Origin of the sequence: Arenimonas sp., assembly GCF_041913985.1 — a bacterium.
Lineage (GTDB): Bacteria > Pseudomonadota > Gammaproteobacteria > Xanthomonadales > Xanthomonadaceae > Arenimonas.
Genome location: NZ_JAYSEG010000017.1, coordinates 38,709 through 52,906, shown reverse-complemented (window position 1 = coordinate 52,906; position 14,198 = coordinate 38,709). Strand labels below are relative to the sequence as shown.

Here is a 14,198-nt window from a genome sequence, read left to right as displayed (position 1 = left end):
GCAGCTTCGGCGGCAGCAGCTTCGGCGGCAGCAGCTTCGGCGGCAGCAGCTTCGGCGGCAGCGGCTTCGGCGGCGGCGGCTTCAGCAGCGGCAGCTTCAGCAGCGGCAGCTTCAGCAGCGGCAGCTTCAGCAGCGGCGGCTTCAGCAGCGGCAGCTTCAGCAGCGGCGGCTTCGGCGGCGGCGGCTTCGGCGGCAGCGGCTTCGGCAGCGGCTTCGGCAGCGGCAGCTTCAGCAGCAGCAGCTTCGGCAGCGGCGGCTTCAGCAGCAGCGGCTTCAGCAGCAGCGGCTTCAGCAGCGGCAGCTTCGGCGGCAGCAGCTTCGGCAGCGGCAGCTTCGGCAGCGGCAGCTTCAGCAGCGGCAGCTTCGGCAGCGGCAGCTTCAGCAGCGGCAGCTTCAGCAGCAGCAGCTTCGGCAGCAGCGGCTTCGGCAGCAGCGGCTTCGGCAGCCGCGGCCTCGGCGGCCGCTTCGGCTTCGGCGGCGGCCAGCAGCGCGGCTTCGGCGGCGGCGATTTCGTCGGCGGACAGCGTGTCCTCGACGGCGGCCTCGGTCACCGAGAACGCCGGCGGGGCTTCCGCCTCGCCCAGGCCGGTGTCCAGGAAGGCGTCGAGCGAGACCACTTCCCGCGACGGCTCGTCGGCCGGCAGTTCGGCTTCCGCGGACACCGGCTCGGCGGCCGGTTCCGGCGCCTCGAATTCGAACGTCGGCAGGCCGGAGAGATCGGGCGCACCCAGGCTGACGGCGGTCGGCATGACCGACTCCACCTCTTCCGGATGCATCGGCATGGTCGGGCTGGTGGCTTCCGGCAGCGCGTCGCGCAGCGCCACCACGCGCGCGGCGAGCGCGGCGTAGCTGGGCAGGTTCGGACGCGGCTGTTCCAGCGCGGCGATGACCTGGCGGATCGCCGCGGCGACCTCGCCGATCACCGCGACGCCCTCGCCCGAGGGCGCGCGCGAAGCGGCCAGCGAACGCTTGAGGTAACCCTCGAGCGGCGCGGTGACTTCGGTGAGCGCGGTCACCTCGGTCATGGCGAAGGCGCCGTTCATGGTGTGCACGGCGCGCAGCAGCGGGTCGGTGACCGGCTGGCTGCCGCCGCCGGCGGCGGCGAGCCACGCGTCGACGGTTTCCAGGTGGCCGGCGACTTCCGGCTTGAGGATCTCGAACAGCACCGGGTCGATGGCGAAGCCGGATTCCGCGGCGGCCTCGGCCATTTCGATGGCGGGCGCAACGACTTCCGGCAGCACCGGCTCGGGCTCGGCCGGCGCGGCCACGGCCTCGGGCTCCACCGCGGGCGCCGGGGCCGGCGCGACCGCCTCGGCGGCCGGGGCCGACGGCGGCGTGTAGAACACTTCCTCGCCCGCGGCAACGCGCTCGGCCAGCGACTCGATGCCCGCCAGGTCGGCGTGCACCGTTTCGCCCTGCAGCGCGGCGCGCAGCAGCGGCAGCGTGTTGAAGGCGTGTTCGATCAGCGACACCACGGCCGGGCTGGCCGGGCGCGTGCCGTCGAGCACGCGGTTGAGCATGGACTCGACCTTCCAGCTGAACTCGCCCAGGGTCTTGGCGCCAACCAGGCGGCCACTGCCCTTGAGCGTGTGGAAGACGCGGCGGATCGGCCGCAATTGCTCCATGTTGTCGGGCTGGCGGCGCCAGTTCGGCAGGAGCTGCTCGAGGTTGCCGATTTCCTCCTGGAATTCCTCCAGGAAGACTTCGCGGATCTCGTCGTCGATTTCGTCGCTGGTGCCGTCGAAACCGGGGATGGCGGGCGGGCCGGCGACGACCGGCGCGGCCGCGACGGGTTCCGGCGCCGCGACCGGCGCGGGGGCCTCGATGACCGACGCCGCTTCCGCCACCGGCTCGGCGACGGGTTCAGGCTCGAACGAGGCCACCGGCGCGGCGATTTCGGCCGGCAGCTCGATCTCCGCCGGCTGGCCGAGGTCGAGGCTGAAGTCGGCGAAATCGGGCTCGGCGGCGGCTTCCACCACCGGCTCGGGTTCGGCGACGGCTTCCACCACGGGCTCGGGCGCGGGCGCAGGCGGCACTTCGGGCACCGGCGCGGGCGCGACCGGCTCGGCGGCGGCCGCGGTGGGCACCGCGGCGGCCGGCGGCGCCAGGTCTTCGGCCGGCAGCGGCCAGTAGCCGAGCGACTCGAGGTTCTGGCGGGCGATATCGAGGATCTGTTCGCGCTTCGGGCGACGGTCGCGCAGCGCCTCGAGGTAGTACTCGAGGCCAGCGAGCGCGTCGGCCAGGCGGTCCATCTGCTGGCCGTTGGGCACGCGGCGGCGGCGCAGCAGTTCGTTCTCGGTGAACTTGCGCACGGCGGCCAGGTACTGCGGCGCGTCCTGCACCTCGAGGATGCGCAGCGCACCGGCCACTTCCTCGAGCAGGCGCGGCACGTCGGCCAGCTGGGCGTGGTCCCAGTGGGTTTCCACGAAGGCGACGAAACACTGGCGGGCCTGGGCGAAGTTGGCGATGGCCTCCTTCACCAGCACTTCCAGCACCATGCGCGCTTCGCTGCTGGGCAGCGCGCGCTCGGCCGCGGCGGCGGCCTCGGCCTCGGGGCCGGCCTCCGCTTCGCCGAGGCGGGCGACCTGGTCGTCCAGCGAGGCTTCGACGTAGAGCAGTGCGCCGGCGATGTCGAGCAGGCTCGACTCGTCAGCCTTGCGCTCGCCGCTGGCGATGGCGTGGATGGCGGTGCGCTGGTCCTGCACCACGCGGCGCGGCACGCCCAGGCCGAGCATGCCGAGCGTGTCGGCGACGCGGTCGAGGGCTTCGGCCTGTTCGCCCAGCTCGGCGGCCGGGGCCTCCGGGCTGCGCAGGTGCAGGTCGAGCGCGTCCTTCACGCGCAGCAGGTCTTCCTTGATGGCCGCGGCCACGGTGGACAGCAGCGCCTTGTTGCGGCCGCTGAGGCTGCCGCGCGCGTGGGCCAGCTCGGACTCGCTGGGCAGGTACTGGCCCAGGCCGAAGACTTCGCGGATCTCGCCGATGCGGCCGTGGTCGGTGGGCGCATGGGCGACGAAATAAAGCAGCTGGCGGGTGAGTTCCAGCGGCGGGTCGGAGCGGAAGGCGGCGTCGCCGCCCTCGGCCAGGCGCTTGATCTCCTGCTCCACCTTGGCCAGCGCCTGCTTGAGCGGCTTGCTGGCCTCGAAGGCGTTGCGGGCGAGCGCGTCGAGCGTGCCGGCGGCCACCCAGAACAGGCGGCGCGCATGCTCGGCGTCGGTGATGGGCACCAGCTGCTCGCACACGTCGGTGAGGTCGCGGATGGTGGCGGCGCTGTTGTCGTCCTTCAGCCAGCGCAGCAGCGCCGACTGGAACAGGCCGCGCAGGGTCTCGGCGCGGCGCTTGAGCTCTTCCGGCGCCAGCGGCGCGGCCGGGCCGGCGGCGGCCGCCGGCAGCGGGCGCGACAGGTCGGGCGAGAACAGCACGGATTCGGACAGGCCCTTCTCGCCGCGCGGCTCGCGCAACTCGTTGAGCAGGGGCAGCAGCACGATGGGGATGTCGCGGTGGCCGCTCTGCAGGCGCTCGAGGTAGTCGGGCAGCTGCACGATGCCGCGCATCAGCGCCGCGTAGCCGGCATCGCGCTCGGCGACCTTGCCCTCGACCAGGGCCTTGGCCAGCTGCTCCATTTCCTCGGCGACCATGGCGGCGCCGTAGAGCTCGACCATGCGCAGGGTGCCCTGCACCTGGTGCAACAGGTTGGCGCAGGCCTTGAGCTGGCCCGGGTCCTCGCCTTCCTCGACGTAGGTTTCCAGCGCCAGGCGGGCCTGGCGCAGGGTCTCGTCGAGCTCGGGCTTGACCCAGGTGAGCGTGGTGAAATCGATGTTTTCGTGCAGCCTCATGCCGAGGTCCTGTCAGGGTGCGGGCGCCGGGAGGGACGCCCGCACCGGTGTGTTGCCAGGGGCAAACCGGGTCCGGGCATCAGCCCGGCAGCTTGAAGTCGGCGACCGAGCGACGCAGGTCGGCCGCCAGCTGCGCCAGGTTTCCGATCGACTCGGCCGTCTGGTTCGCGCCCTGCGAGGTCTGGGTGGTGATCTCCTGAATCACGGACATGGTGGCCGTGATGTTGGTCGCCGCGGTGGACTGCTGGCGCGCCGCCTGGGAGATGTTCTGGATGAGGTCCGCGAGGTCGTTCGACACCTTTTCGATCTCGCCCAGGGCCAGGCCCGCGTCCTCAGCGAGTCGGGCACCGGCGACCACTTCCGCGGTCGTCTGCTCCATCGAGCTCACCGCTTCGTTGGTGTCGGACTGAATGGTCTGCACCAGCGCCTCGATTCGCTTGGTCGCGTTCGAGGCGCGCTCCGCGAGTCGCTGCACTTCGTCGGCCACCACCGCGAAGCCGCGGCCCGCTTCACCGGCCGAGGCCGCCTGGATGGCGGCGTTGAGCGCGAGGATGTTCGTCTGCTCGGAGATGTCGTTGATCAGTTCCACAATCGAGCCGATTTCCTGGGAGCTTTCGCCCAGTCGCTTGATTCGCTTCGAGGTCTCCTGGATCTGGTCACGGATGTTGTCCATGCCCTGGATCGTCTGGCGCACCACTTCGGCGCCCTTGGCGGCGATCTGCACGGAGCGCTGGGCCACGTCGGCCGATTCGGCGGAGTTCTTCGACACCTCGTCGATGGAGCTCGCGATTTCGTTGATCTGGGCCGAGGCCGAGGTGATCTGCTGAGCCTGGTGTTCCGCGGCTTCGGCCAGGTGCATGGCGGTGGCCTGCGTTTCCTGGGCCGAGGCGGCCACCTGCACGGCGGTTTCGTTGATGGTACCCACCAGTCGGCGCAGCTCGTCGACGGTGAAGTTGATGGAGTCCGCGATCGCGCCGGTGATGTCCTCGGTCACGGTCGCCTTCACGGTCAGGTCGCCTTCCGCGAGCGCGCCCATTTCGTCGAGCAGTCGCAGAATCGCTTCCTGGTTGCGCTGGTTCAGCTCCTGGGTGGTGCCCAGTCGGCGGCGCTGGTCGCGGAAGATGGTGAACAGCAGGCCGAGCAGGCCGACCACGGCGCCGATGCCGCCGGCGATGGCGAAGTAGTTGTTCGGGAAGACGCGCTGGTAGTTGATGCTGCCGAAGCTGGCGAACAGCGCCTGGCTGTTCTCGAGCAGCACGTTGGACTCTTCCGAGATCTGCGTGGCGGCGGCTTGCACCTCGGCCAGGTCGGCGGAGGCGCCGAGCACCACGTCCAGGTCGGCCTGGGCCTCGGCATAGAGGTCTTCGGCCGCCTTCAGGTTGTCCATGCCGGCCTGGCTGGTGATGCGGGTGACGCCCGCCTCGGCGTTGCCTTCGCGGAAGTTCTGCAGCACCGACGCGAACACGGTGGCGTCGCGCGAGAGCGCGTCGGCCGCCGAGACGGTGTTCTCGCCGCCGGCGACGATTTCCGTCACGCGGCGCGACATGCGGTCGGCCAGCACGATCTGGCGGTTGGCGAGCGAGATCTGCGAGGCCGGGGCGTTGGCGTCGGAGAGCGAACGCACCACTTCGTCGAGCTGGAAGGCCAGGCGCGGGACGCGGGCGATGAACTGGTTGGCCGTGTCGGCGAGGTTGAGCACCTGCTCCTCGGCGGCGGTGATGGTGTCGGCCGCCTGGGCCATCGGGGTCCAGGTCCCGGTGACCTTCTCGAGCGCGCTCGCGACGCCGCGGGCGTTCGGGTCGCCCTCGTAGCCCGGGACGCCCTCGGCGGCGCTGCCGCTGCGCAGGGCGCCGACGATCTGGTCGACGCGGGTCTTGGTCGCCTTGAACTCGGCGAAGGCGTCGGCGTTGCCGTCCACCGCCTCCTGCGCGTACTTCGCGAGCTGCTGCGAGAGCACCTGCAGGTCCGCCGCCAGGCCTCGCGCGTTGTTTTCCTGGTTGCCCAGGTAACTCGCGTAGATGAAGTTGGCGCCGAACACCAGCAGCGAGACGATCAGGATGAACGACCAGAATCGCAGGCCGAAGTTGGTTAGCTTGTCGGTGAACGAGCGCGCGTTAGTGCTCATGACTGGACCTCAACCCCTGTAAAGACCAACAGTTTGAAAACGTGGAAGGGCCACTTATACGGTGGCCTGGCGGAATTCGGGGGTGCGCGTCAGCAGCGACATGTTGAACACGCCCCAGGTCTGGTCGGCCAGGCGGTAGGCCTGCCCGACGAAATGGCCATACCGGCCGTCGTTGGCATCGGGCGCCTCGGCCCGGTGCGAGTCGTTGAAGGTGCGCTGGCCGTAGAGCTCGTCGATGGTGACCGCGACGTTGCCGCCGGACTGGCGCACCACCAGCACGCGCTGGCCCTCGTGGACCACGGTGCGCTCCCCTTCCAGGAACAGCTTCAGGTCGACCACCGGCAGCAGGTTGCCGCGCACGTTGGCCACGCCAAGCATCCACGGCTGCGCGCCCGGCACCGGGGTGACCGGCGGCAGCGGCAGGATTTCCACCACCTCGTCGAACGACGACACCAGCCGGCGCTGGCCGAGCCGGAAACCGACGCCGCGCCAGTGGCCCGGCGCCTCGATCATCTCGGGGCGGCCGGCGACGTGGGCCAGCGAGCGCTGCTCGTAGTCGAGCAGGACCTCGAAGGGCCCGGGGCGCTTGTTCTGGGTGGCGGGCTGCGGTTTGGCCATCGTCGCCTCAGCCGGCCGGGACGTACTTGCGGATGGCCGAGAGCAGCTCATCGCGGGTGAAGGGCTTGGTCAGGTACTGCTCCGAGCCGACGATGCGGCCGCGGGCCTTGTCGAACAGGCCGTCCTTGGAGGACAGCATGATGACCGGCGTCTGCTTGAACATCTGGTTGTTCTTGATCAGCGCGCAGGTCTGGTAGCCGTCCAGGCGCGGCATCATGATGTCGACGAAGACGATCTGGGGCTGGTGGTCGGCGATCTTGGCCAGGGCCTCGAAGCCGTCCGTCGCCGTCACCACGTCGCAGCCCTCCTTCTTGAGAAGGGTCTCGGCGGTGCGCCGGATGGTCTTGGAATCGTCGATGACCATGACCCGCAAGCCGGCCAGGTGGTTGTCGTCCATCTCACTCCCCATAACATGCTGTCCCTGGCAGTACGGGCCCCCATGGGGAACCCGCAGAATGACAGCTTATATCCCAGCCGAGCGTAAATGTGTCAAGCGCGTCGCGGTTCCGGCGTGCGCCCGCGCACGGTTCTGCGCCGACCCCTGATAGTCTAGTCGCCCCCCGATGACAGAGAAGATGGCGCCGATGGCTCTGGACGTGGCCGTGGTGATGGACCCGATCGGCAAGATCAAGATCGGCAAGGATTCCACCTTCGCGATGATGCTCGAGGCCCGCCGCCGCGGGCACCGCCTGCACTACGTCCTGCCCGGTGGTCTGTGGCTGGACGGCCCTGTGGCCATGGCCCGCCTGGCCGAGGCCGAGGTCCGGGACGACCCGGCCGACTGGTACACCCTGGGCCCCGCCCGCGCCTGCCCCCTGGCCGACATGGACGTGGTGCTGATGCGCACCGACCCGCCGGTGGACGCCAACTACCTGCACGACACCCACATTCTTTCCGTGGCCCAGGCCCAGGGCGTGCTGGTGGTGAACGACCCCGCCGGCCTGCGCGACCTCAACGAGAAGCTGGGCGCCCTGCTCTTCCCCCAGTGCTGCCCGCCGACCCGGGTGTCCCGGGACGCCGCCGAGCTGCGGGCCTTCGTGGCCGAGCACGGCCAGGCCGTGCTCAAGCCGCTGGACGGCATGGGCGGCCGCTCCATCTTCCGGGCCGCGGCCGGCGACCCGAACCTGAACGTGATCCTGGAAACCCTGACCGAGGGCGGCCGGCACCTGGCCCTGGCCCAGCGCTACCTGCCGGAGATCAGGGACGGCGACAAGCGCATCCTGCTGGTGGACGGCGAGCCGGTGCCCTACTGCCTGGCCCGCATCCCCCAGGGCGACGAGTTCCGCGGCAACCTGGCCGCCGGTGGCCGCGGCGAGGGCCGCCCGCTGAGCGAGCGCGACCGCTGGATCGCCGCCCAGGTGGGCCCGGAGCTCCGGCGCCGGGGCATGGTGTTCGTGGGCCTGGACGTGATCGGCGACTACCTCACCGAGGTGAACGTCACCAGCCCCACCTGCATCCGCGAGCTCGACGCCCAGTTCGGCCTGAACATCGCCGGCACCCTGTTCGACGCCATCGAGGCCCGCCGGGCCGCCCAGGGCTGACATGGCCGCCCGTCCCGGCATCGGCCCCGGTGACCGGCTCGGCGCCACCCTGGCGCTGTCGGCGGTGCTGTTCGGGGTGCTCATCCTGGGCGTGGGCTTCGCCCTGGACCGGGCGGCGCCGGTGGCGCCCACCCTCGACGTCATCCTGACCGAGACCCGCAGCGAGGCCCCGCCCGAGGACGCCGACTTCATCGCCCAGGCCAACAACCGGGGCGGCGGCGAAAGCGACCGCCCCGAGCGCCCGCGCGAGGAGCAACTGGCCCCGGTGCCCAAGCCCGAGCCCGGCGTGGCGCCCGAACCCATGGTGGCCCAGGCCCCGCCGCCGGAGCCCGAACCGGTGCCGCGGGTGCTGAGCACCGTGGGCGCCAGCCCGAACGTGCTGCCCGCGCCCGAGGACCAGCGCGACGCCCGGCCCGAGCCCCTGCCCTCGGGCCAGGAACTGGTGGACCAGAGCCTGGAGATGGCCCGCCTGGCCGCCGAGATCGAGCGCCGCCAGGAACTGATGGCCAAGCGCCCCAAGCGCAAGTTCGTCTCGGCCAGCACCCGCGAGTACGAATTCGCCGCCTACCTGCGGGCCTGGGTGGCCAAGGTTGAGCGCGTGGGCAACCTCAACTACCCCGACGAGGCGCGCCGGCGCGGCCTGGGCGGGCGGCTGGTGATGACGGTGGCGGTGCGCCGCGACGGCAGCGTCGAGGACGTGCTGCTCAACGACTCCAGCGGGCTGGGCGTGCTCGACCAGGCCGCCATGCGCATCGTGCGGCTTGCCGAACCCTTCCCGCCGCTGCCGCAGACCAAGGAACAGGTGGACGTGCTGCACATCACCCGCACCTGGCAGTTCCAGAACGGCAGCGTGATCGGCGACTGACGTGGGAGGCCCTTCAGGGCCGACGGGCTGGTCGGCCCTGAAGGGCCTCCTACAGGGCGGCTCAGCCCATCAGCGCGTCGATCACCGCCATGCGCACGGGCAGGCCGTTGGCCACCTGGGCCAGGATGACCGACTGCGGGCCGTCGGCCACGCCGCCGTCGATCTCGACGCCGCGGTTCATCGGGCCCGGGTGCATCACCAGCGCATCGGGCGCGGCGCGGGCCAGGCGCGCCGGGCTCAGGCCGAAGTCGCGGTAGTAGCCTTCCAGCGAGGGCACCAGGCCCTGCTCCATGCGCTCGCGCTGCAGGCGCAGCATGATGGCGGCGTCCACGCCGGCCACCGCCTGGTCGAAGTCGTGGAACACCTTGCAGCCGTGCAGCACGTCCTCGCCGGGCAGCAGGTTGGCCGGGCCGCAGACGCGGATCTCGCCGCAGCCCAGCGCGCGCAGCGCATGCAGGTCGGAGCGCGCCACGCGCGAGTGCAGCAGGTCGCCGGCGATGAGCACGGTGAGCTTCGAGAAGTCGGCGCCCTTGCGCTGGCGCAGCGTGAGCATGTCGAGCAGGCCCTGGGTGGGGTGCGCGGCGCGGCCGTCGCCGGCGTTGATCACGCGCGTGCCCGGCGCGGCGCCGGCGGCCAGCGCGGCCACGGCGCCGTTGTCGGCGTGGCGGATGACGAACAGGTCCACGCCCATGGCCTCGAGGGTCTTGAGCGTGTCGAGCGCCGACTCGCCCTTCTTGGTGGACGAGGTGCTGACGTCGAAGTTCAGCACGTCCATGCCCAGCCGCGTGGCCGCCAGCTGGAAGCTGCTGCGGGTGCGGGTGGAAGCCTCGAAGAACAGCGTGCAGGCGGTGCGGCCGGCGTGGCGGTCGCGCAGCGCGGTGCCGGCGTGGGCGTGCGGCAGCAGGGCCTCGGCGCGGTCGAGCAGCTCGCGGATCAGCGCGGCGGACAGGCCGTCGAGGGTGAGCAGGTGGCGCAGGCGGCCGTCGGGCGTCAGCTGGAAGTCGGGGCTCATGGCGTGGGGTCGGCGTCGGTGGGGCGGCGGGAATCGGGTTCGGCGAGCCAGCGCTCGAGGATGATGGCGGCGGCGAGCGCGTCGAGCTGGTCGGCCTGGTGGCGCTTGCGGGCACCGGCGGCGCGGCCGGCGGCGAAGCGCTGCGCGGCCTCGACCGAGCTGCGGCGCTCGTCCACCTGCTGCACCGGCAGGCCATAGCGCTTGGCCAGGCTGCGGGCGAAGCCGCGCGCGCGCTGGCGCGCCGGCTGGTCTTCGCCGTCGAGGGTGGCGGGGTCGCCCACCACGAGCAGGTCGGGGCGCCATTCCTTCAGCCAGCGGTCCAGGCGCTCCCAGTCGGGGCCGGCGGCGCGCACGTCGAGCACGCCCAGTTCGCGGGCGCTGTTCGAGAGCGTGTTGCCCACGGCCACGCCGATGCGCTTGGCGCCGACGTCGAAGCCCAGCAGGGTGGTCGGCCCGCTCATGCGCGGCCGCTGTAGTCGGCGAGGTGGCCGATGTCCACGCCCAGGCTGCGGGCGGCGGCCTGCCAGCGCCCGGCCAGCGGGGTGCGGAACAGCACGGCGGGGTCGGCGGGCACGGTGAGCCAGCTGTTGGCGGCGAGCTCGGCTTCGAGCTGGCCGGCGCCCCAGCCGGCGTAGCCCAGGGCCACCAGCAGGTTGGCCGGGCCCTCGCCCTTGGCCACGGCTTCCAGGATGTCGCGCGAGGTGGTCACGGCCAGGCCGTTGCCAAGGCGCAGGGTGGAATGCCAGTCGCGCGGGTCGTCGTGCAGCACGAAGCCGCGCTCGGGCTGGACCGGGCCTCCGGCCAGCACGGGCCGGGCGGCCAGCGCCGGGTCATGGGCCTGGAAACCGAGCTGGCCCAGCAGCTCGCCCAGCGTGTATTCGGCCTCGTGGTTGACCACCAGGCCCATGGCGCCGTCGTCGTCGTGCTGGCAGACCAGGGTGACCGAGCGGACGAAATTCGGATCGTCCATGGCCGGCATGGCGATCAGGAAATGGTCGGTCAGCGATCGGGGGCCGGACATGCGCGCATTCTAGCGCGCCAGCCCGCGCGCCCGCCGGCTCAGCGCAGGCGCAGGAACAGCGAGGGGCCGCGCAGCTTGAGGTCGAGGCGCGCGTCGAGGCCGGCGTCGCCGCCCTGGCGCGAGCGGTCCAGCCGGATCTGCGTGCCGCCGTACTCCAGGGCCAGCCCCAGGCGCGGGAACGGAAACCACTCGAGGCCCAGCGCCAGGTCGGCGATGTGCCCCCGCAGCGGACCGCCGCCCTTGGCCACGCCGGAGAGTTCGGCGTACACCCGCGCCTGGTCGCTGAAGGCGTGGCGCCAGCCCAGCACCAGCAGCGGCGCCAGCGCGGCGTCGGAGCTGCGGGCGCGGCCCGATACCGGCACGCTGTCCACCGTGGCCTCGCCTTCGAACAAGGTGTCCACGCGGTAATAGGCCAGGCCCAGGCCCAGCCCCCAGGCGGTGGCGCCCTCGCCGAACCACCAGCGCCAGGCCGCGCTGCCGAAGTCGTAGTCGAAGCGGCCGCGCAGCTCGGCGTCGGCGGCATAGGTGCGTCCCTCGTACTCGAGGGTGCGCGCCAACTGCACGGTGTTGCCGCGGTCGAAGCCGAAGTATTCGAGCGACAGGCCCTGGCGTTCGCCCAGCAGCCAGTCCAGGCGCGCGTGGCTCACCGACTGGCGGTCGCCCAGGCGCAGGTCGTCTTCGAGGTTCACGCGGCCGGCGCCGCTGTAGTCACCGGCCCGGCCGCGGGCCCACAGCGTGGTGTCGCTGCGGGTCTCGAAGCCGCCGACCCAGGCGCTGAAGCGGTCGAGGGGCCGGGGCGCGGCGCCGGCGTCGCCGGGCGCCGCGAGGGCCAGGGCCAGCAGGGCCGCGGTGGCGGGCACCGCGGGCTTACTTGGCTTCGGACAGCTCCACGCCGTCCAGGCCCTGGGACAGGGTGCGCGCGTCGCCGCCCTGGGCCAGCTTGATCTTCAGGCGCACTTCGTTGGCCGAGTCGGCGAAACGCAGGGCGTCCTCGTAGCTGATCTCGCCGGCCTGGTAGAGCTCGAACAGGGCCTGGTCGAAGGTCTTCATGCCCAGGTTCGTCGATTCCTTCATGACGTCCTTGAGCTTGTGGATCTCGCCGTCGCGGATGTAGTCCTGCACCAGCGGCGTGCCGAGCAGGATTTCCATGGCCACGCGGCGGGCCTTGCCGTCGGGCGTGGGGATCAGCTGCTGGGCGACCACGCCCTTGAGGTTCATCGAAAGATCCATCAGCAGCTGGCTGCGGCGGTCTTCCGGGAAGAAGTTGATGATGCGGTCCATCGCCTGGTTGGCGTTGTTCGCATGCAGGGTGCACAGCACCAGGTGGCCGGTTTCGGCGAAGGCGATGGCGTGGTCCATGCCCTCGCGGGTGCGCACCTCGCCGATCATGATCACGTCGGGGGCCTGGCGCAGGGTGTTCTTCAGCGCGGCCTCCCAGCTGTCGGTGTCGATGCCGACTTCGCGCTGGGTGATGATGCAGCCCTCGTGCTTGTGCACGAATTCGATCGGGTCCTCGATGGTGATGATGTGGCCCGAGGAGTTCATGTTGCGGTAGCCGATCATGGCCGCCAGCGAGGTGGACTTGCCCGTGCCGGTGGCGCCCACGAACAGGATGATGCCGCGCTTGGTCATGGCCAGCGTCTTGATCACCGGCGGCAGGCTGAGCTCCTCGACCGTCGGGATGCGCGTCTCGATGCGGCGCAGCACCATGCCCACCTGGTTGCGCTGGTAGAAGCACGACACGCGGAAGCGGCCGACGCCGGAAACGCCGATGGCGAAGTTGCACTCGTGGGTCTTTTCGAACTCCTCGCGCTGCGAGGGGTTCATCACGTTCAGCACCAGGTCGCGCGACTGCTGCGGCGTGAGCGGGTTCTGGGTGATCGGCGACAGCTTGCCATTGACCTTCATTGAAGGCGGGACGCCGGCCGTGATGAACAGGTCGGACGCCTTCTTGTGCGCCATGAGCTTGAGGAAGGAGGTGAAGTCGATGCTGCTCATGCTTGCTCCTGTGTGCATCCCGGGGCGGTGCCCCGGGACGCGGGTTCATGCGGCGTCCTGCCAGCCCCCCTCAGGCGGCGACGTCAGTCGAAAAGCTTCTTTTCCTTGGCGTACTCGCGCGCCTGCAGCTTGGTCACCAGGCCGCGCTTGACGATGTCCTGCAGGCACTGGTCGAGGGTCTGCATGCCGTACTGCTGGCCGGTCTGGATGGCCGAGTACATCTGCGCCACCTTGTCCTCGCGGATCAGGTTGCGGATGGCCGGGGTGGCCACCATGATCTCGTGCGCCGCCATGCGGCCGCCGCCCACCTTCTTGAGCAGCGACTGCGAGATGACCGCGCGCAGCGACTCGGAAAGCATGGAGCGGACCATCGGCTTCTCGCCGGCCGGGAACACGTCGATGATGCGGTCGATGGTCTTGGCCGCCGACGAGGTGTGCAGGGTGGCGAACACCAGGTGGCCGGTTTCCGCGGCGGTGAGCGCCAGGCGGATGGTTTCCAGGTCGCGCATCTCGCCCACGAGGATGAAGTCGGGGTCTTCGCGCAGCGCCGAACGCAGGGCCTCGTTGAAGCCGTGGGTGTCGCGGTGCACTTCGCGCTGGTTCACCAGGCACTTCTGCGAGGTGTGCACGAATTCGATCGGGTCCTCGACGGTGAGGATGTGGCCGAATTCGTTCTTGTTGATGTGGTCCACCATGGCCGCCAGCGTGGTGGACTTGCCCGAACCGGTGGGGCCGGTGACGAGGATCAGGCCCTGCGGCTGGTTGATCAGCTCGGCGAAGATCTTGGGCGCGGCCAGCTCCTCGAGCGAGAGGATCTGGCTGGGAATGGTGCGGAACACGGCGCCGGCGCCGCGGTTCTGGTTGAAGGCGTTGACGCGGAAGCGCGCCAGGCCCGGGATCTCGAAGGAGAAGTCGACCTCGAGGAATTCCTCGTAGTCGCGCCGCTGCTTGTCCGACATGATGTCGTACACGAGGGCGTGGACCTGCTTGTGGTCCAGGGCCGGGATGTTGATTCGACGGACGTCGCCGTCGACGCGGATCATGGGAGGCAAGCCAGCCGACAGGTGCAGGTCGGAGGCCTTGTTCTTGACCGAAAATGCCAGAAGTTCGGCGATGTCCATTAGCTATGTCCCCTTGGCGCGTCTACGGATAGGCGACCGCACGTTCCCGGGGCAGTATAGCGCC

12 protein-coding genes are annotated in these 14,198 nt (G+C 70.8%); 2 read left to right on the top strand and 10 right to left on the bottom strand.

All coding sequences use genetic code 11. The features are described 5' to 3' along the window. From ACE3Q2_RS07710 to pilG, 4 genes are all read right to left on the bottom strand, one after another. Nucleotides 1–3,833, bottom strand: a 3,833-nt coding sequence (locus ACE3Q2_RS07710; RefSeq protein ID WP_374473620.1) for an Hpt domain-containing protein, incomplete at its 3' end; no start/stop codon positions are given. Nucleotides 3,834–3,912: 79 nt separating this feature from the next. Next, the gene (locus ACE3Q2_RS07705) at nt 3,913–5,958 is read right to left on the bottom strand and encodes a methyl-accepting chemotaxis protein (RefSeq protein WP_231697748.1); all 2,046 of its coding nucleotides are present in this window, start codon (nt 5,956–5,958) and stop codon (nt 3,913–3,915) included. Between the two features lie 54 nt (nt 5,959–6,012). After that, complete coding sequence (locus ACE3Q2_RS07700) at nt 6,013–6,576, bottom strand: chemotaxis protein CheW (protein WP_374473619.1); 564 nt, start codon at nt 6,574–6,576, stop codon at nt 6,013–6,015. A 7-nt stretch (nt 6,577–6,583) separates the two neighbouring features. Further along, a complete protein-coding gene (pilG, locus tag ACE3Q2_RS07695; RefSeq protein ID WP_043803188.1) occupies nt 6,584–6,973 on the bottom strand; it encodes a twitching motility response regulator PilG in 390 nt (129 codons plus the stop codon). A gap of 187 nt (nt 6,974–7,160) precedes the next feature. On the opposite strand from pilG, the gene gshB reads away from it, so the two are divergent. Both gshB and ACE3Q2_RS07685 read left to right on the top strand, forming a co-directional pair. After that, nucleotides 7,161–8,117 carry a glutathione synthase gene (gene gshB / locus ACE3Q2_RS07690; RefSeq protein ID WP_374473630.1) on the top strand — a complete coding sequence of 319 codons (957 nt, stop codon included), beginning with the start codon at nt 7,161–7,163 and terminating at the stop codon, nt 8,115–8,117. Between the two features lies 1 nt (nt 8,118). Continuing rightward, nucleotides 8,119–8,982 carry an energy transducer TonB gene (locus tag ACE3Q2_RS07685; protein WP_374473618.1) on the top strand — a complete coding sequence of 288 codons (864 nt, stop codon included), beginning with the start codon at nt 8,119–8,121 and terminating at the stop codon, nt 8,980–8,982. Between the two features lie 61 nt (nt 8,983–9,043). Here the strand turns inward: ACE3Q2_RS07685 and ACE3Q2_RS07680 are convergent, their stop codons facing one another. The 6 genes from ACE3Q2_RS07680 to ACE3Q2_RS07655 form a co-directional block, all read right to left on the bottom strand. Continuing rightward, nucleotides 9,044–9,994: an aspartate carbamoyltransferase catalytic subunit gene (locus ACE3Q2_RS07680; protein WP_374473617.1), complete on the bottom strand. Its 951-nt coding sequence runs from the start codon at nt 9,992–9,994 to the stop codon at nt 9,044–9,046. Continuing rightward, nucleotides 9,991–10,455: a Holliday junction resolvase RuvX gene (gene ruvX, locus ACE3Q2_RS07675; protein WP_374473616.1), complete on the bottom strand. Its 465-nt coding sequence runs from the start codon at nt 10,453–10,455 to the stop codon at nt 9,991–9,993. The genes ACE3Q2_RS07680 and ruvX overlap by 4 nt, the downstream gene beginning before the upstream one ends. Further along, nucleotides 10,452–11,015 (bottom strand): YqgE/AlgH family protein, encoded by a 564-nt coding sequence (locus tag ACE3Q2_RS07670; protein WP_374473615.1) that lies wholly within the window; start codon nt 11,013–11,015, stop codon nt 10,452–10,454. Before ACE3Q2_RS07670 ends, ruvX begins: the two co-directional genes overlap by 4 nt. A 38-nt stretch (nt 11,016–11,053) precedes the next feature. Next, nucleotides 11,054–11,875 (bottom strand): hypothetical protein, encoded by an 822-nt coding sequence (locus ACE3Q2_RS07665; RefSeq protein ID WP_374473614.1) that lies wholly within the window; start codon nt 11,873–11,875, stop codon nt 11,054–11,056. A 7-nt stretch (nt 11,876–11,882) separates the two neighbouring features. Next, a complete protein-coding gene (locus ACE3Q2_RS07660) occupies nt 11,883–13,013 on the bottom strand; it encodes a PilT/PilU family type 4a pilus ATPase (RefSeq protein WP_043803202.1) in 1,131 nt (376 codons plus the stop codon). An 83-nt stretch (nt 13,014–13,096) separates the two neighbouring features. Further along, nucleotides 13,097–14,134 carry a type IV pilus twitching motility protein PilT gene (locus ACE3Q2_RS07655; RefSeq protein ID WP_374473613.1) on the bottom strand — a complete coding sequence of 346 codons (1,038 nt, stop codon included), beginning with the start codon at nt 14,132–14,134 and terminating at the stop codon, nt 13,097–13,099. Nucleotides 14,135–14,198: the final 64 nt, after the last annotated feature.

Excerpts from the sequence above, each read along its gene's own strand:
- ACE3Q2_RS07705 (WP_231697748.1), bottom strand. The coding sequence starts at position 5,958 with ATGAGCACTAACGCGCGCTCGTTCACCGACAAGCTAACCAACTTCGGC.
- ACE3Q2_RS07700 (WP_374473619.1), bottom strand. The coding sequence starts at position 6,576 with ATGGCCAAACCGCAGCCCGCCACCCAGAACAAGCGCCCCGGGCCCTTC.
- pilG (WP_043803188.1), bottom strand. The coding sequence starts at position 6,973 with ATGGACGACAACCACCTGGCCGGCTTGCGGGTCATGGTCATCGACGAT.
- gshB (WP_374473630.1), top strand. The coding sequence starts at position 7,161 with ATGGCTCTGGACGTGGCCGTGGTGATGGACCCGATCGGCAAGATCAAG.
- ACE3Q2_RS07685 (WP_374473618.1), top strand. The coding sequence starts at position 8,119 with ATGGCCGCCCGTCCCGGCATCGGCCCCGGTGACCGGCTCGGCGCCACC.
- ACE3Q2_RS07680 (WP_374473617.1), bottom strand. The coding sequence starts at position 9,994 with ATGAGCCCCGACTTCCAGCTGACGCCCGACGGCCGCCTGCGCCACCTG.
- ruvX (WP_374473616.1), bottom strand. The coding sequence starts at position 10,455 with ATGAGCGGGCCGACCACCCTGCTGGGCTTCGACGTCGGCGCCAAGCGC.
- ACE3Q2_RS07670 (WP_374473615.1), bottom strand. The coding sequence starts at position 11,015 with ATGTCCGGCCCCCGATCGCTGACCGACCATTTCCTGATCGCCATGCCG.
- ACE3Q2_RS07660 (WP_043803202.1), bottom strand. The coding sequence starts at position 13,013 with ATGAGCAGCATCGACTTCACCTCCTTCCTCAAGCTCATGGCGCACAAG.
- ACE3Q2_RS07655 (WP_374473613.1), bottom strand. The coding sequence starts at position 14,134 with ATGGACATCGCCGAACTTCTGGCATTTTCGGTCAAGAACAAGGCCTCC.